Source organism: Egbenema bharatensis FJBBOT/2019, assembly GCF_048077055.1.
Taxonomy (GTDB): Bacteria; Cyanobacteriota; Cyanobacteriia; order Elainellales; family Elainellaceae; genus Egbenema; species Egbenema bharatensis.
In genome coordinates this window covers 6,870,999-6,887,879 of the sequence record NZ_CP182236.1, presented here as the reverse complement: position 1 = coordinate 6,887,879, position 16,881 = coordinate 6,870,999, and the positions used below count along the sequence as shown (strand labels likewise).

Here is a 16,881-nt window from a genome sequence, read left to right as displayed (position 1 = left end):
CTAGTTTCCACCAAAAAAGTTACAAGTTCTCATGTGACTACAACAGGAACCTGTGAGCGTTAAGGCGATCGATTCTATTGCAATTCCATCAAGGAGTCAGGGGAATTGCTGGGAGACAGGCGATCGTGTGTTTTTTGTGAAGGGACGATCGTTTCCCGACGATGTGGAACTGGTGATTGCTCATGCCAGCTAAAACGAAGGAACTAGTAACCGATTGTCTTGCGCGACAGGCGATCGGTCTTCACTGCATTCGGCGGTTACGCACGCTTCACTCAAGATTGAGGGTTCTTCTCAAAGCTTTTTGCGTTTGATGCAACAAATCTGGTGGTAAATCTCCTAATTGTCTCTGAAATACCGATTCATGGATAGTGGCTATCTTCTCGGTTCTGAGCAAGGATGCTTTCTTTAAGCCTGTTTCTGTAAAACTGGGATGATTATCTGCAATCAAGACACCTGTTTCAGGGCGTGTTCCAGTAGGGAGCTTTGAAAAAATTCCCAGTATGATAGCGTCTTGTCTATATCTTGCCCATACTAGAGCAGGTCGGACTTTAGCAGATACTAGATCAGTAAAAGGAAAACGAACTAACCAAATTTCTCCAGGCTTAGGATTCGACATCGTAAATATCTTCTTCCTCGTCGTTCCACTCCTGAAAACCACTTTCTGCTAACTGCATTATTCCAACAGTTTCTAGCCTCTCCTCAATTTCGCGGGACAACTCCATGAGATTTTCTACAGGCAGTTGCAGAATGATTGTTTTTAGTTCTTCAAAGCTAACGTTCAACGTGTTGACTGCCATTGCATCGTTCTCCTTACAACTAAAGCCTTGTCAATATTATCGGCGATCGTTCTCCATCCCGCGAGGGGTGGGGCGATCGACTCTCACTCAGCTTCCCCATCACCCATCATCCATTACCCATTACCCACTACCTGCCTCACACCATCCCCGTTGTCTGCTAACTAAAACTAGCCCCACGCCCACCCCACCAGCCGACCCTGAAGCTTCCCTATCTTCCTGGGAATGATCCGCAGAATTCATGACTGTCTCCAATTCCAAGCTTTAGCATCCATTGTAAGAGAACAAGTTTCTGTTCTGTTTGGTAAATGTAGGAGTAAAGGGCGATCGCTTCTGTTGTAATTCCAGCAGGAGTTAGGGGAATTGCTGGGAGAGTGAGTTCTCTAATATCATTTCAGCTCATCAAATCGTTTCCTATTTGTCCTTAGCTTTATAAGAGGGTGCTTTAAAAAACTGAGGTGCTTACAAATCACCATAAATCACTTTTAAATATCCTCTAAGGCTACATAAGATCGTACTCTCTGTTGCCTGTGTAGTCTAAGTGGTGGGCAATAGTCTGAAGCATGACATGGGAATCTTCTATTTCTCTCATTCTCGCTCGAATTTCGTCTAATGTCAGAACCGTTACTAACTTAACCTCTATATCAGGAAAACGATGTTTTGATTTACTTATACTCACAACATCTTCTCCTAAAGCACTCTCGATTAAATCAACATCATGTTGGCATTCGGCTCGAAACTTATAAAGCTTCAAACCCACTGGATTTACCTTGAATAAATCAACTACATCTTCAAGTTTTTCACTAATAACTGTGAAAATATCAAGGTAATTTCGACTAATATTGCATAGAGTAGGCAAGCTGTTTAGATTGCTTAAAAACTGAGTTTCTGCCTCATATCCAAAGTAAGTTTTTGCCAATATTTGAGCTAAAATTTTTATAAGTTGTCTTACATCAGAATTCAAACAGTTTAATCGAACGTTCTCAGTAACGTCTGACAAAGAATGCATATACATAATATCTATGATTTTCACGTCTCCTTCTTTCGTAATCAAGATGTTTTCATCATGGAGATCCATGTGAGCTAAACCTTGAGCGTGAATAAATTGAACTCCAGAGAGTATTGCCTTACCAATGTTAAAAGCTTCTCTAGGTTCAAACCCATCAGCTAATCTCTCAGCTAGAGTCAATCCATTCACATACTCCATGACAATACATTGCTCTTCTCCTTGTCCAGGTACTTGTAATTTTTCAATTGAGTAAAGAGCCACAACGTTGGGATGCTTCGCTCTAGCCAAAGCCTGAGCATGTTGAAGCACGGTGGAAGCATCTTTACCTTCTTTTCGCAGGATTTTGATTGCAACATTTCGACCTATCTCGTCAGTTCCTAGCCAGATGTCAGCAAAGGTACCTTTACCGATAGGTTTCTCGAAATACAATTTCATATCTTTCTTGGTTTAATTTCTATCTTTGAGTTTGTCAAATAGGAAAGGCTATGAAGGGTTCCAGGAACAGCATGGATTCAACGTCTCCATCAGGGGCTTGGAAATACTAAAGTTTTGCTACACATGTATTTCCAACTAACAATCTGAAAGAATTTTCATTTAATTTTGAGACACAAGGAATGAATTACCAAGAAAGACAATAACCGATCGCCTCAGATGTTTCTTTAAACTCCAGTGAAACTTCTGAGCCAAAAGATAATGCTTCTGTAAATCCGATCGCCCCTCCCCCTTCCCTCTACGCAGATTCCGCAAACACCAAAACTGGAACTCGTTTGTAGGCAGGTGTTCCACAGCGTTTGTCAATTCTGGCTTTGAAAAGTACATTCACCTCCGGGTAAAACATCAAAGCCGAACCTTCCCGTACATCGCCATAGATAATTTCCACCTGCTCCAACTGACCCGCATCCCCCTGCACCGTCACCCGCTGATGTTCCTGCAATTCTGCCCGTTTCACATCCGATCGATTCATTAAGATGCAGTTGCGGTGGGGCATCCCTCGGTAGGGATCACCGGGTTTGTAAACGACCGTATTGTGTTGGGAATAACTCCGTGCTGTAATCAACGTGAGAATAATGCCAGAGTCAATATCCGATCGCCCAAAGTCTGCTGGAGTGGGTAAAGATAGGTGGGGAAGGGGTGTGGGGAACATCGTCGCCTTGCCGGACGGAGTGGGGAAATGGGGCGTGGTGAAAATGCGTCCGCCGATGGTGAATTCTTCCTGAGTTTGGTCGATCGCTGCCATTTGTTCAAAACCGGGAATGGTTTGGGCGATTAGTTGACGAACGTACTGGGTGTCCTGGAGTTTGCGCCAGTCGATCGGGTTGTCTCCCAGGCGACGATGGGCCAGTTCCGTGAGGAATTCCACCTCTGAAATCAGATCAGCCTGCTTCAGGTGGGTTTTGCCCTCATCATTCAGCCGGACAAAATTATTGCCTGACTCCACCGTCGTCTTGTGGGGATTTTCAAACCGATTGAACACCGGAATGATCAACGTATTCTGGTTTGCTAATCCGTGAAAATGTCCTAAATTCGGCTTCGTCGCCAGATAGATAATCGTCTCAATCTTGCCCAGTGCTTGCTTCGCCTGATTCAGGTCAGGATTGGCTGCGTAGAGATTACCCCCAATACAAATCAGCGTGTCCACCTTCCCCGCATCTGCCGCCTCAATTAGGGCACGGGCATCGTACCCCTGAACCCGACTCAGCGATCGCCCCAGCAACTTCTCCAACGCCTGCTGAATTTCCTGCTTCAACCGCACCGTCACCCCCATCGAACCATAGCCCTGCACATTCGAGTGCCCCCGGATCGGCATGGTTCCGGCTCCCTCCTTGCCTGCATTGCCCGTCATTAAAGCCGTATTGGCGATCGCATGAACGTTATCCACGCCATTTTCGTGATGCGTAATCCCCATCGCCCAGGCAAACACCACCCCTTGAGTGTCATGAATCACCCGTGCCGTTAGCTCAATTTCCTCCTGGGAAATGCCGCAGGTGGATGTAATCGCTTCCCAGGAAGTCGATCGCACCTGTTCAATGACCGCTTCCCAGCCTTCCGTATGGGCCTTCAGGTAATCCCACTGTACCCAATCCCGCTCAATCAGGACTTTCTGGATACCTGTGAATAGAGCAGTATCGCTGCCAGGAATCAATTGTAGATATAGAGAGGCAATATCCGACCCAGTAAATAGAGATTTAATTGGGAATGCCGGAGAACCAAATTTAACAAGTCCCACTTCCACGATCGGATTAATCACAATCACCTTACCGCCGCGATCGCGTAGTTTAATCAACTCATTCATCAGGCGAGGATGATTGGCAGGTGCATTGGAACCGATTAATACCACACAGTCAGATTTTCTCAGGTTCTCCAGGCTGACCATTGAAGTCCCAGAGCCAAACACCTGTTTTAACCCAACCGTAGACGGAGCATGACACAGATCAGAACAATCCGCCAGATTATTCGATCCCATCGCTCGCATCATCAACTGCAACAGATAGGCCGCTTCATTGGACGATCGCCCGGAACTGTAAGAAGCAACCCGTTCGGCTGGTTGACGGAATGCCGCCTCCGCAATGGAGTAGACTTCATCCCAACTCACGCGCTGATAGTGAGACTGACCCGCCCGCAGGATCATCGGATAGCTCAACCGTCCCAGGCGATCGGCTTCCAGGGAGGTGAGGGTTTGGAGAGAAGCGATCGGATGCTGATCAAAATAGGATTGGGTGACAGCAGGCTGAATTTCGGCTGAGATCGCTTCGACGCTTTTCATACATCGCTGCATCGTTTCGCCCGTTTCATCCGTAAATCCCCCCTTTTGTCCCCCCGTTCCCCAGGCGCAGGAGAGACAGGCACTTTTATGCAATAACGTTTGCCACAGCTTCACGCCTTCTGGAGACAGGGTATGCTCTGCCCAATACTGCACCGCAGGTACACCACCCCCCATATTTGGAGTGTTATTGGAGGTCTGGTGAACGCTTGGCGCGATCGACTTTACGGTTTGTTCCTGATTGGCGGTTTGTCCCTGATTCATATCTGCATCCATGCTACCCTTCCTCCGACGTGGAACCCTCTCTTTCCCTATGGTAGAGCCAGGAGGGGGCTAAAGCGTTTAGTCCTGGGATTTCTGATACTGTTCCATCCACATCTCTACCGACATGGGTAGAGATTTTTTTCATGTCCCTTTTTTCTGCCTTGTGGAAGACGTGCATTTGACGGATTTCCCTGGACTATGGTTTTGTCCAATACTCTTAAAAAGGTAAATATGAGAAATCCTGTGTTTTACGCTTTCAATTCTCTTAAAGCGATCGCTAAACGGGTTGCCGTACTGCTCATCACTGTGGTGATGCTCCTGAACTTCACTCAAACCGCAGCGATGGCCGCCAATCACTCGGATACACAAACCCGTCTTGGACAGCCGAATAATGTCAGCAGTGATGCAATGCCTGGAAAGGAACCCGCCGCCAGAGCTGCTCGTCGGGAGTGGCAAAGTCAGGCTTCATCAGTGAGAGAATCTGAGGAAAACAAACCCAGTACTCTGGGCGAAAAGCTAAATGTTGATGAACTTGCCAAGGGTTATCATCCTGAAAGAGAAGCAGCAAAGCGTTCTGTACCGACCCCCTAAGGTTTTTGTTTCGCCATAATTACTAAGTTTTACCCCGCTAGTGATCCTGGCGGGATGTTTTTTAATCTGAATCAAATGAAAGCGGCAGGAATGGCGATTGCGATGGTCGAAACTAGAGGAGATCCCGGTCACGCCCCTGCCCGTCACACCCACAAAAAGCTGGGTTTTAGATTATTATCGATCGCCAGATACTTCAAGAAGTTGTAGGTACAAAATCTCAACCTCTATCCCAGCAATCTCATCGCTCCCCCCTCCTCACTCCTCACTCCTCACTCCTCACTCCTCACTCCTCACTCCCCCCTCCTCTCTCCTCTCTCCTCTCTCCTCTCTCCAATTCAACCAGAAGATCCCAAGACTCGATACGATAAAGATGAACGCTGACTGTTGGTTTGATGATTGGAGAAATTTCCATGGACTTGGTTGCCCTTCAGAGCTGGCTGGACAATGCCTCATTTGCCATTCTGTTTCTCACCATGCTGCTGTACTGAACCAGTGCTGCCTTCCCCAAAATTCCCTACCTGCAAATTTTGGGATCGACGGGGATGGGAATTGCTAACCTTTGCATTGCTGCCCTATTGGGGGCACGGTGGATTGAGGCGGGTTATTTCCCCTTGAGCAACTTGTACGAGTCCCTGTTTTTTATTGCCTGGGGCATTACGGCCGTCCATTTCCTGGCGGAGAACATGAGCCGCAGTCCGTTGGTGGGTGCAGTGACCGCTCCCGTGGCGATGGGGATTACCGCCTTTGCCGCCCTCTCCCTGCCGTCCCAGATGCAAATGTCTGAACCCCTTGTGCCCGCTCTCAAGTCCAATTGGCTGATGATGCACGTCAGCGTCATGTTACTCAGCTATGCCGCGTTAATGGTGGGGGCGTTGGTGGCGATCGCTTTTCTGGTGATCACGCGCGGTCAAGAAGTCGAACTCAAGGGCAGCTCAGTGGGAACGGGAGCTTATCGAGATACGAAGTACCGCCTGCGTAAGTTAGAAGAAACTTCATCCAAAGACGCTTCAGTTCTGGACTCTTCGACGATCGCCCCATCTGCGAACATCTCCTCTGCAAACATCTCCTCTGCAAACAACAGCATGGGAGGCACTGCCGTTTTAGATGCTGTCACCCATCCATCGACCACTGCTCAACCCAAGACTCCTTTATCCCCCCAACGCCTCAGCCTGGCGGACACCCTCGACAACATCAGCTACCGGATTATTGGATTAGGCTTTCCCCTGCTGACAATTGGTATCATTGCGGGAGCGGTTTGGGCCAATGAAGCCTGGGGATCTTACTGGAGTTGGGATCCCAAGGAAACCTGGGCCCTGATTACCTGGTTGGTTTTTGCCGCCTATCTCCATGCCCGCATCACCCGTGGCTGGCAGGGCCGTCGTCCGGCTATCCTGGCAGCATCGGGCTTTTTGGTGGTTTGGATTTGCTACCTGGGCGTAAACCTCCTGGGCAAAGGACTGCACAGCTACGGCTGGTTTTTCTAGTGGTTTTTCAGGGAGAATCCGATCGTCCCAGGTTGGCACAGTAAACAATAGTTAGGACAGTCAAGATGGATAATGACTTCGGGATGCTCAATGACGATGAAGTGGTATTTGTGCGGGGTGGCCGGGTGCTGATGGCCAACCCGACCTTCAAAGTGATTGAGTTTTTAGATGCCCTGGCGCAGTTGGTCAGCGAACAGGAAGACCAATGAACCGAAGAGCAGGAAGGCTGGTTCAACGATCGCGGCGCAAGATGTGAGGTTCTGCGCTTTAGCAATCAGGGCTGGCAACGCGGCAGAATCCGCGTCCGTTTAGAGTTTTGTCCCGATCCACCCCCTAAATTACTGCGGGAAAGTCGCGCACCCAGGGAGGAAGCCTATCCCCAGGATGATGTTTACTCCAGCGGGGGCTACCGGGAGGAACGGCCCTTGCGGCGGCGCAACCGAGAAGATGTGTATCGTTCCGATCCGAATCAGTGGAGCAGTGAACCACCCATTTATCCAGAGATTGATCAGGAGTATTGATTAAGCGGACTGATAGCTAGGGAAGATTGGGCAGGGTTGACGCAGGCACAAGCAAGTTAGCCCATCACCTGGGGCCAGGTGTAGAGTAGAAAAACAATCAGTGCAGCAACTGCCAGACTCCCTTCCACGACTTTGCCCATGACAGAGCCAACGACGATGCCCACCCCTGCTTTCAAGGCACGGCGCAGATCTCGCTGATATAGCAACTCGCCAATAATGGCCCCCAGCAATGGCCCAATGATCAGACCGACGATCGGCCCACCAAAAGGTAAGGCGGGTAAAAGCCCAAAGACCCCCAGCAGTAAGCCCACAATGGCTCCAATCTGCCCCCATTTGCTGGCTCCAGCGCGTCTGGCTCCCCAATAGGTTGCCAGGAAGTCAATGCCAATCCCAGCGAGAAAAACCAGAATTGCTACGGTCAGGGGAAATCCCAGTCCAGCAAACCCGGTGGCAATTCCCCAAACTACGACCCCTATGACGATCAAGATGGCCCCAGGAATACCGGGAACAAATGCTCCGATCGCACCGACCCCCATAAGAGCCACTAAAAACCAGTAAAGTCCAACCATAGATTATTTAGATTATTTAATAGACTCAATCATTCAATATCTTTATTCTCAGGGGTTGGCTGCCCCTGTTGCTCTACCTTAGGGTAGCGATTCGGGAACGGGTTCCATCAATTGAGTCAGCGTACTGGCAAGCTTATCGGCAATCCCAGCAACCCAGGTTTCATCCTGTTTGGTGTAGCTGCGAGGTGCGTTGGCTCCCAGAATCATGGCTCCCTGACTGCCGATCGGCTGACAAATCACTCCCTGAGTGTTTTCCGGTAAGTAGTCAAATTCAATCTTGCCGGGGTAAAGGGGCAGGTTCACTAAATAAACCGGACGTTGGAGCTGCAAAGCCCGCTGGACGATCGCCCCTGGAGTCACGGTTTCAGCTTTGCCCAAAATGCCTCGACGCATTAAAACCTGCCCACCATACCAGACGACGATCGATCGGGTGGCTGTATTGGTCAGCAGCAGATGGGAAGCCCAGGCCAGCTCAGTTTTGACCGGATCCGGTAAAGTCTTCTCCAGATCAAACCCTTCTTCACCGACAAGCTGTACAGCATCGGGGGATTTGGGTTGAACTCGCTGCCACAGTAAGCCAGTTAAAATTAACAGCGCACTCAAAACTATGCCCAAAGCATCCGATCGCGCCTGGGAATCAGTTAACGCTGGGGTGAGCAAACGATTCACCATCAGTAGCGTCCCTGCCAGAATACCGACGGCGATCGGCATTACCCGTAACACCTGATTTTGATCTGCTTTTGCCATAATTTGAGTTGACTGTCCAATGCCATATCTAACTCTCAACTCAATCTTGACACAAACCTTTACCTCCCCAACCCATTTTGGTGATCCTGTGTACGATATCTAGATGAAACCGATCCATTGCGATCGTTGATCTGGATCGGTTTTGCCCCGTTTAGTTGAACCACTGAACCACTGAACCATTGCTCAATCATTGCTCTTAACCATCTAAAGGGACGTGCCTGTGCTAGAACTACTGAGCGGATTCCTCTCCCTACTGCTGGGTATTCCTCCTCAAACTGAGGTTCAAGCAGCCAACTGGAATACCGTTGTCCACGAATCCCTCGTGCTGTCTTTGTTGGATAGTCCAGACTCGGAGATTGCCGCCATTAGCCCACCCGATCCGATCGCCGCCGCTCTGATGCAGCAGCACATTGCCGCGATGGCCAGCCAGGGTTACGCCCAGGCGGAACAGGGGATTTGGATCGCCAGTAATCAGGTATTGGCAGAACATTTGGGAACGGCTCCCTTACCCGCCGCCTCCTTAACCAAAATTCCTACTACCCTGGTAGCCCTGGCGACCTGGGGAACCGATTACCAATTTGAGACGATCGTGGCAACAGATGGACAGATTCAGGATGGGGTGCTGCAAGGGAACCTGATCATTCAGGGTAGTAATGACCCGTTTTTTGTCTGGGAAGAGGCGATCGGATTGGGCAATACGCTGAACCAGATGGGAATTCGTCAGGTGAGCGGCGATTTGGTCATCATGGGTAACTTTGCCATGAACTTTGAAACGGATCCGCTTCAATCGGGAGCGTTTCTGAAGCAGGGGTTGGATCAAAGTCAATGGTCAAATGAAGTGGAAACTCAGTATCAAACGTTGCCGCCCGACACACCTCGTCCTTCAGTGGCGATCACTGGTACCGTCCGGCTGGCCAATGCCCCTGAGGTGGGATCCGTCAAGCCGATCGTCCTGCATCAGTCTCTTCCGTTGTTCAATATCCTGAAGCGAATGAACATCTATAGCAATAACGTGATTGCTGATATGCTGGCCGATAACTTGGGGGGAGCTGGAGCAATGGCCCAAAAGGCAGCTGAACTGGCGAATGTTCCGGTGGAAGAAATTCGACTTCAGAATGGGTCAGGTTTAGGAGAAGGGAATCAAATTTCCCCGCGCGCAGTAACTGCGATGCTGATTGCCACTCAGCAATACCTTCAGCCGCGTCAGTTATCGATCGCTGACCTGTATCCAATTATTGGCAACGATGGCGGAACACTACTCGGTCGCCAAATTCCGGCTGGGGCAGTGCTAAAAACAGGAACCCTGAATCGGGTCAGTTCCCTGGCTGGAGTCATTCCCACTCAGGATCAGGGACTGATCTGGTTCACGATTATTAACCTGGGAGTCGGGGATTTACAGATTCCCCACGCCCAACAGGATCTTTTACTCCAGCAACTTCAGGCAGCCTGGGGTAATCCCACTACCCTTCCGCCTTCTATCGCACCGAATCAACCCCTACAGAATTCCTTCCAGTTGGGTACCTCAGAGCGAAACCGGAGTTTACTCTAAAGGGCTAGTACCTCACTTCGTTGGCGGGGTGGGAGGTCGGTGACTGGATTGGAGCTGCTGGGGTTTGGGCTTCTTCCGATAGGCGGTGCTTCAGCCATTGCTCATAGGTAGATTGCAGGGCAGCGTCCTCAAAAACAATTTTGACTTTGGCAGTTCGATAAACCGGATTCTCTGCAATTTCCTCTAGAATTCGATCGGCGGTTCTGGCATCAATAAAGGTTTCATTGATTGCAGGTTGCTGAGAGTCAAGTTCATCCTGAGGAATGGCAATATTGGCGAGAAGTTCCGGATTCAGGTTAACGCAGGCAAGCTGCTTCCGCTCTGGACTGATCTGCTCAACTACGAGCTTTTCCAGCCGCACCGGAACTTCTATCATCTGCGTTTCTACTACTTTCCGGACGATGACTTCGCCAACTTTGCGTCGATACCGATTAACCAGCACTCGCTCCTCCAGTAAGCGGAGGTTCTGTTCCTCGTTCGGATTTCTGGGCAGATCAGATGGATGAACCGGATCAGGGGTAATAAAGCGATCGTCTCGATTAGTGTTCATTTTGAGTTCTTAAAGCAGTTCTGATTTTAATGGATGGGGCGTTTAATGGAATGCAATTTATTGTTATTTCCGCCTCCTCGGCATTGACCGCATCCAGGTGGAAAGAATAATGGGGAACGGCTACCGTCCCCCACTGCGCCTCGGTTAAGAAGGCGGCGACTTATGAAATCTTGCCTGTCTTTTCCTTAATAGATTCCAAATAGATTCCAACAGAGTCCTGATGAAGTTCTAAGAACCTATCCAAAAACCCCGTCAGGGGTTTTGGACTCCAAAAACTCTAGTGAGTCTTCAGATAGGCATTGGGAAAACGATTGAGCAAGATCATCACAGATCAATTACCGATCATTACCGTCGATCGCGGGGACGAGCATCGCGGGAGCGAGCATCACGGGAGCGATCAACGGAAGGATCCGCGGGGCCATCAATGACCCGACCTTCCTTGTCGATGTCCAGTCGTTCTTTACGAATAGTTTCATTCGCTTCAACCGTATCCCGATCGACTTCCTTGCGGACACGGACTTCTTCCCGAACGTAAGCTTCCTTACGAATGTCAGGAGTCTCTTCGTACACATCCATCCGTACTGCTTCACCGTCCTTAAACGCTTCTGCGCCTGGGTTAACAGCTCTTCCAGCATCCGTGGGCGTACCCCGTTCAATCACAACACGCTCTTTCTCTACGGGCACCGATACGTTCGCTTGCTCCGTTTCTACGTGCTTACCAACTGCAACCTCTCCAGTCTTGCGACGGACACGATTGGCAATCAGCCGCTCTTCGTAGAGTCTGAGGTTCTGGTGATTCTGCTCGTTCATGTTGTACAGGGCAGGATCCCGATCGTAGTTATAGGTGTTGCGATCGTAGCCCCGATTTTGGGTGGCAGCCGTTCCGCGACGAGTTGGATCAACAGGTGCTCCCGATTCAACCGCCGTGCTGTTTTCTACGCTAGAGGAACCCATATTGCGGTAAACGCCTCTAACCCGTTCTTCCTGGTCAAAATCATCCAGGGATCGTTGTCCATCGTATTCTGGCAAGTTTTCAACCTGATTGCGAGTCAAGCCGTCAACATACACCCGCTTGTCGGAATAGCTCATGCGAGTCCGACCGATGGGCAACAGTACTTTCTTACCGAAAATCCAGGCACCCGTATTGACTACTAGATAACGGAATTTGCCCGCATCGTCTACTAGCAGATCATCGACGGAGCCAACTTTGTCATCTCCAGAGTACAAGCTGTACCCGATAATATCGTGATCACCGAAATAATCTCGATAGTCAGGAGCGAAATCTCTAATCTTATGAAGTGGCATTCAACTTTCTCCTTGGTGAATACATCAAAACCTGATGGTTTAAACCTATCTTCTAGACCGGACGGATCTAATCTTGCTGGGGTGGAGTCCTGATGTATCCCCATTAGCGGATTTGAAGATTCTGGCTTCATCAAAGAATTGTATTCTTCTTACCCCTTTTGCTTCATATGACACTCAATTTGGTGTTCAAGCCAACTTGAGCCTGATCGAAATGAATAGACCTATTAGCAACGCAAACTTTATTCTCAATCCAGGTCAGCTGTAGCGGCAAAAATACATCTTGCGCAAGGAATGAGATCAGTTCATCAGTCTTGTTTTTTTAATGAGAGTCTATTCCTAAACGGTGAGGAAATGCTTCTAATGGTGAATGATGGGCGATCGTCAGTTCAATCTCGATCGTCGTCCAAGCTGAAAATTGCACTGGAAATTTTATTGGGCTGTGGATCCTGAAGAATTTGTTGAGTGTTTGGATAAGCACCAAACCGTCATTAAAATACGAGTAAGAAATTATTGCTCGCTTGATCGCTCAATCTTGAGTAACGCTCCCTGACTGAACCAGTCCGAACATTCGATTGTCCACTCGCCATAACGAGGATGACCGAGAACTTCACTGACTTTCCCACCCGTTGCTTAGTTCATCTGTATTATGCTGCCATCGTTCGGCCAGCCTTGCTTCTGCCCTCAGCACGGCTATAAGCTGTGAGATTTGGCATGATGTGTTAAAAATAATGTGTCGGAAATAAAGACTCCCACTGGGTTCAGTGATTAAGGAATTATTAAATACTTAGCTGTTTCTTAGACTCGATTCTTCAATTCTGGCTAGCGCATATTGTAATTTGAGAACTTGTGTTTAAGTACCTTCCACCGCTCAACGAGCATAATCTTCCCTATCCCGACACGATTCATCCGATCGTGGTGCATTTTGTAATTGCAATGGTGTTGTTCGCCGTTCTGTGCGACTTCATTGCCTACTTCACCAAAAACTCACGATTATATGAGGTCAGTTGGTGGAACCTCGCCTTTGCAACAGTATCGATTTTTATTGCAGTCATTTTTGGGCAGGTTGAAGCCGGTCTGGCCGAACCTTATGGTAACTCGAACGCAATACTGAACATCCATACGCTGCTCGGATGGTCTCTGTCAGGGCTGGTCGCGGCTGTTACGGGCTGGCGTTACGTGATTCGATCGCAAAGTCGTCCCCAGTTGCCCATTCCCTATCTGGTGGCCAGTGTGATGTTAGTGGGATTGGTCTTGTTTCAGACCTATCTGGGAGACCTGTTAGTTTGGGTTTACGGGCTGCACAGCGTTCCGGTCGTGGAGGCAACGAGAGAAGGGGGAGTGCTATGAATCCAGACTTGCTGGAGCAAATGGGCAATCAGATTGGGTTCAATGGATTACCCTACATCGTTCCGATCCATCCCAACTTAGTGCATTTAACGCTGGGACTGTTTATCGCAGCGATCGCCTTTGATATTGTGGGGGTCTTGTTTCCGGTTGAAAAGGCGGTTTTTCGCTATCTGGCCATTCCAGTCACTCGCTCTGGACTGTTTGATGTCGGCTGGTACAACCTGGTCGCCGCTGCCATTATCACCTTTTTCACGGTTGCCTCTGGATTCTATGAGATTATGCTGGCGGTTCCCGTCGCCGGGGTACGTAGTGCCTGGGGGCTAGAAGCTTTAGAAACCATGCTCTGGCATGGCGTTGGGGGTGTCTTCTTGCTGGCTCTGATCGTATTAATGACCGTCTGGCGAGGGTTTCAACGCTTTCGCTGGCGCAAGGATATGGCGAGGCAGGTGCAGTGGAGCTATTTAGGCGTGGGACTGCTGATTTTCTTGCTGATGTTTCTCCAGGGAACGCTGGGGGCCCATTTGGGCGGAGAGTTTGGGGTTCATGTCACTGCCGACCAACTGTTGCGCCTGGGGGAAAATCCCAATCAGCTTTAAATGATGAATTCAAATCATAAATCAGACGATCAATCTCTGACTTTAATTTTTCGATTATGAAACTCCGCGCAATTATCACGATCGCTGTCTACGCTGTCTTCGCCATACTAGTCAGCTTTTGGATGGCAAAGCAGTCCTATTCCTGGTTTCCGCCGGAAGCGGCCGCCGAGTCGAAGCTGGTGGATGATTTGTTCAGTCTGTTTACGGGGCTGGGCACGTTAATTTACCTGGGCGTGATTGGGCCATTCTTTTACTCGCTGATTTTCCATCGGGCGAGTAAATACGACATGAGCGATGGCCCGCCGATCGAAGGCAGTCTGACCCTGGAGATTGTCTGGACGGCAATTCCGATCGTGCTGGTATTGGGACTTGCTACGGCCAGCTATCGCACCTACGAAAAAATGAATATTCGGGGTCCAATGGAATTGGTGCATTTGCAGATGCCGCAAATGATGGAATCTGCCTATGCCGCCCCTTTCGACGATTCACCTCAACGGGAAATTGAATCTGCCCTGGAAACGGAGCCGATCGAGGAAATTGATGTGACGGCTCGCCAGTGGTCCTGGGTCTTTCACTATCCGGAGCAGGATGTCACCAGTACGGAATTGCATGTGCCGGTCGATCGCCGAGTTCACCTGACGCTCCATTCCGAGGATGTGCTGCATGGATTCTATGTTCCCGCCTTTCGCATTAAGCAAGATGTTGTGCCCAATCACGTAATTGATCTGGAGTTCACCCCGATTCGGGAAGGCACCTATCGCCTGCGGGATTCCCTCTACAGCGGCACCTACTTTGCATCAAACCAGTCCGATGTGGTGGTGCAATCGGTCAGCGATTACAACCAGTGGTTAGCGGATGCTGCGGCACAAATGCCCACGCCTGCCTATAATCCGGCAGTGGCAGAATACAGTCGCTCCAATGAAGGCAAATTATTTCAGGGCTGGAAGTCGGTTCCGCCCGCTCCGCCTCCAGTAGTGAACTATGCCCCAAAACGAGAACCCGTTAGCCCGCCTGCTTAGGTTGATTGAGATTGCCTGATTCATTGCGCAATGAAATATCAATATTCCTTTTGCTGTAGCCCATTGATTGAGTCTGAAAACCCTGTATGGCAAACGTTTCTCTAGAAACCCCCGATGTCGTCCGTCGCGGCCAACCCTATCCGGGTGCGCCCGATAACTGGAAGCGATTTTTCACCTTCAGCACCGACCACAAGGTGATCGGCATTCAATACATTGTCACGTCGTTTTTCTTTTCCTGGTCGGTGGCGTTCTGTCGATGATTATGCGGGGGGAATTGATTACCCCGGATGCCGATCTGATCGATCGCACGGTCTACAGCGCGCTATTCACCATGCATGGCTCGATCATGCTGTTTTTGTGGACGTTTCCGGTGCTGGTGGGACTGGGCAACTATCTGGTGCCGCTGATGATCGGGGCGCGGGATATGGCGTTTCCCCGGCTGAATGCGGTTTCCTTCTGGCTGATTCCCGTGGTCGGGATTTTGATGATTGCCAGTTTTCTGGTGCCGGGTGGCCCGTCCCAGTCCGGCTGGTGGGCCTATCCCCCGGTGAGCTTGCAAAATCCAACCGGGAATTTAATCAACGGTCAGTTCCTCTGGCTGCTGGCGGTGGCCATCTCCGGCGTGTCCTCTATTATGGGCGGCGTGAATTTTGTCACTACGATCGTCCGGATGCGGGCCCCAGGCATGACCTGGTTTAGAACGCCTGCTTTCGTCTGGGCAGTGTTGGCGGCGCAGTTGATTCAGCTCTATGGCTTACCTGCATTGACGGGAGGGGCGATCATGCTGCTGCTGGATCTGTCGATCGGTACCAGCTTCTTTGCCCCAGAGCGCGGCGGCAACCCGATTCTGTATCAGCACTTTTTCTGGTTTTATTCCCATCCGGCGGTCTATGTGATGGTGCTGCCTGCCTTTGGCATTTTTTCGGAAATCCTGCCGGTTCACGCCCGCAAGCCCCTGTTTGGCTATCGCGTGATCGCCGCTTCGTCCCTGCTGATTACCTTTATCAGTGGCGTGGTGTGGGTGCACCATATGTATGCTAGTGCGACTCCCCCCTGGATGCGGATTTTGTTCATGGTGACAACGATGCTGGTGGCGGTTCCCAGTGGGATCAAGGTGTTTGGCTGGGTGGCAACGGTTTGGGGCGGTAAAATTCGCCTGACTACGCCGATGCTGTTTGCCCTGGGGGGCATTGTGAACTGGGTATTTGCTGGAATTACGGGAATTTTCCTGGGGTCGGTGCCGCTGGATATTCACGTCAACAATACCTACTTTGTGGTGGGTCACTTCCATTACGTGCTGTACGGGGCGATCGTCATGGCGATCTATTCGGCCCTGTACCACTGGTTCCCGAAGATGACGGGGCGGATGTACTACGAAGGGTTGGGTAAGCTGCATTTTGCCCTGACGTTCATCGGCACGACCCTGACTTTTTTCCCGATGCATGAGGCGGGATTGCTGGGAATGCCGCGTCGGGTGGCTTCCTACGATCCGGAGTTTGCCTTCTGGAATGTGATCGCCAGTTTGGGCGGCTTCCTGCTGGGCATGTCTACCCTGCCGTTTATTCTCAATATGGTGAGTTCCTGGATTCAGGGCGAAAAGGCGGGCGATAACCCCTGGCGGGCGATCGGCTTGGAATGGCTGGTCTCTTCACCTCCCCCGGTGGAAAACTTCGAGGAAATTCCCGTGGTAATTGCCCCTCCCTACGGCTACGGCAAGAACGAACCTCTGGTTGCCAACCATCCTGCCCAGGGGGAACTGCCGCAAACTTCCTGAA

16 protein-coding genes and 3 pseudogenes are annotated in these 16,881 nt (G+C 50.1%); 11 read left to right on the top strand and 8 right to left on the bottom strand.

From position 1 onward, the window contains the following. Positions 1–52 precede the first annotated feature (52 nt). Positions 53–193: a hypothetical protein gene (locus ACM1PF_RS32055; RefSeq protein ID WP_416670470.1), complete on the top strand. Its 141-nt coding sequence runs from the start codon at positions 53–55 to the stop codon at positions 191–193. 75 nt (positions 194–268) lie between these two features. Here the strand turns inward: ACM1PF_RS32055 and ACM1PF_RS32050 are convergent, their stop codons facing one another. The 4 genes from ACM1PF_RS32050 to ACM1PF_RS32035 form a co-directional block, all read right to left on the bottom strand. Then, positions 269–616 carry a type II toxin-antitoxin system PemK/MazF family toxin gene (locus tag ACM1PF_RS32050; RefSeq protein WP_416670469.1) on the bottom strand — a complete coding sequence of 116 codons (348 nt, stop codon included), beginning with the start codon at positions 614–616 and terminating at the stop codon, positions 269–271. Continuing rightward, positions 603–797: a hypothetical protein gene (locus ACM1PF_RS32045; RefSeq protein WP_106175141.1), complete on the bottom strand. Its 195-nt coding sequence runs from the start codon at positions 795–797 to the stop codon at positions 603–605. The genes ACM1PF_RS32050 and ACM1PF_RS32045 overlap by 14 nt, the downstream gene beginning before the upstream one ends. A gap of 499 nt (positions 798–1,296) precedes the next feature. Further along, positions 1,297–2,238, bottom strand: coding sequence for a serine/threonine protein kinase (locus tag ACM1PF_RS32040; RefSeq protein WP_416670468.1), 942 nt, complete (start codon positions 2,236–2,238; stop codon positions 1,297–1,299). Between the two features lie 295 nt (positions 2,239–2,533). Then, positions 2,534–4,840, bottom strand: coding sequence for an FdhF/YdeP family oxidoreductase (locus tag ACM1PF_RS32035; protein WP_416670467.1), 2,307 nt, complete (start codon positions 4,838–4,840; stop codon positions 2,534–2,536). 231 nt (positions 4,841–5,071) lie between these two features. Between ACM1PF_RS32035 and ACM1PF_RS32030 the strand changes: the two genes are divergently transcribed. The 5 genes and pseudogenes from ACM1PF_RS32030 to ACM1PF_RS32010 all read left to right on the top strand — a co-directional run. Then, entirely contained in the window at positions 5,072–5,419 is a 348-nt protein-coding gene (locus ACM1PF_RS32030; RefSeq protein WP_416670466.1) for a hypothetical protein, read from the top strand. 60 nt (positions 5,420–5,479) lie between these two features. Then, positions 5,480–5,626: pseudogene (locus tag ACM1PF_RS32025) on the top strand (GNAT family N-acetyltransferase); the annotation flags it as partial. 335 nt (positions 5,627–5,961) lie between these two features. After that, positions 5,962–6,903: a c-type cytochrome biogenesis protein CcsB gene (gene ccsB, locus ACM1PF_RS32020; RefSeq protein ID WP_416670465.1), complete on the top strand. Its 942-nt coding sequence runs from the start codon at positions 5,962–5,964 to the stop codon at positions 6,901–6,903. Positions 6,904–6,968: 65 nt separating this feature from the next. Continuing rightward, positions 6,969–7,112, top strand: coding sequence for a hypothetical protein (locus ACM1PF_RS32015; protein WP_416670464.1), 144 nt, complete (start codon positions 6,969–6,971; stop codon positions 7,110–7,112). A 21-nt stretch (positions 7,113–7,133) separates the two neighbouring features. Further along, positions 7,134–7,229, top strand: a pseudogene (locus ACM1PF_RS32010) (KGK domain-containing protein); the annotation flags it as partial. A gap of 251 nt (positions 7,230–7,480) precedes the next feature. Here the strand turns inward: ACM1PF_RS32010 and ACM1PF_RS32005 are convergent. Continuing rightward, positions 7,481–7,993, bottom strand: a complete 513-nt coding sequence (locus tag ACM1PF_RS32005) for a DUF456 domain-containing protein (RefSeq protein WP_416670463.1) — start codon at positions 7,991–7,993, stop codon at positions 7,481–7,483. Between the two features lie 78 nt (positions 7,994–8,071). Continuing rightward, entirely contained in the window at positions 8,072–8,740 is a 669-nt protein-coding gene (locus ACM1PF_RS32000; protein ID WP_416670462.1) for a cofactor assembly of complex C subunit B, read from the bottom strand. A gap of 220 nt (positions 8,741–8,960) precedes the next feature. Here ACM1PF_RS32000 and ACM1PF_RS31995 point away from each other — a divergent pair, with 220 nt between their 5' ends. Then, positions 8,961–10,289 (top strand): D-alanyl-D-alanine carboxypeptidase, encoded by a 1,329-nt coding sequence (locus ACM1PF_RS31995; RefSeq protein WP_416670461.1) that lies wholly within the window; start codon positions 8,961–8,963, stop codon positions 10,287–10,289. A gap of 4 nt (positions 10,290–10,293) precedes the next feature. On the opposite strand, the gene ACM1PF_RS31990 is transcribed toward ACM1PF_RS31995, so the two are convergent. Continuing rightward, positions 10,294–10,839 carry a DUF2382 domain-containing protein gene (locus tag ACM1PF_RS31990; RefSeq protein WP_416670460.1) on the bottom strand — a complete coding sequence of 182 codons (546 nt, stop codon included), beginning with the start codon at positions 10,837–10,839 and terminating at the stop codon, positions 10,294–10,296. 345 nt (positions 10,840–11,184) lie between these two features. Continuing rightward, entirely contained in the window at positions 11,185–12,144 is a 960-nt protein-coding gene (locus ACM1PF_RS31985) for a DUF2382 domain-containing protein (protein WP_416670459.1), read from the bottom strand. Between the two features lie 846 nt (positions 12,145–12,990). On the opposite strand from ACM1PF_RS31985, the gene ACM1PF_RS31980 reads away from it, so the two are divergent. The 4 genes and pseudogenes from ACM1PF_RS31980 to ctaD all read left to right on the top strand — a co-directional run bounded on the left by ACM1PF_RS31980 (position 12,991) and on the right by ctaD (position 16,880). Next, positions 12,991–13,491, top strand: coding sequence for a DUF2231 domain-containing protein (locus ACM1PF_RS31980; protein ID WP_416670458.1), 501 nt, complete (start codon positions 12,991–12,993; stop codon positions 13,489–13,491). Further along, positions 13,488–14,087 carry a DUF2231 domain-containing protein gene (locus ACM1PF_RS31975; RefSeq protein ID WP_416670457.1) on the top strand — a complete coding sequence of 200 codons (600 nt, stop codon included), beginning with the start codon at positions 13,488–13,490 and terminating at the stop codon, positions 14,085–14,087. The genes ACM1PF_RS31980 and ACM1PF_RS31975 overlap by 4 nt, the downstream gene beginning before the upstream one ends. Positions 14,088–14,143: 56 nt before the next feature. Continuing rightward, a complete protein-coding gene (locus ACM1PF_RS31970; RefSeq protein ID WP_416670456.1) occupies positions 14,144–15,106 on the top strand; it encodes a cytochrome c oxidase subunit II in 963 nt (320 codons plus the stop codon). Positions 15,107–15,192: 86 nt separating this feature from the next. Then, positions 15,193–16,880, top strand: a pseudogene (ctaD, locus tag ACM1PF_RS31965) (cytochrome c oxidase subunit I). The last annotated feature ends 1 nt before the right edge of the window (position 16,881 follow it).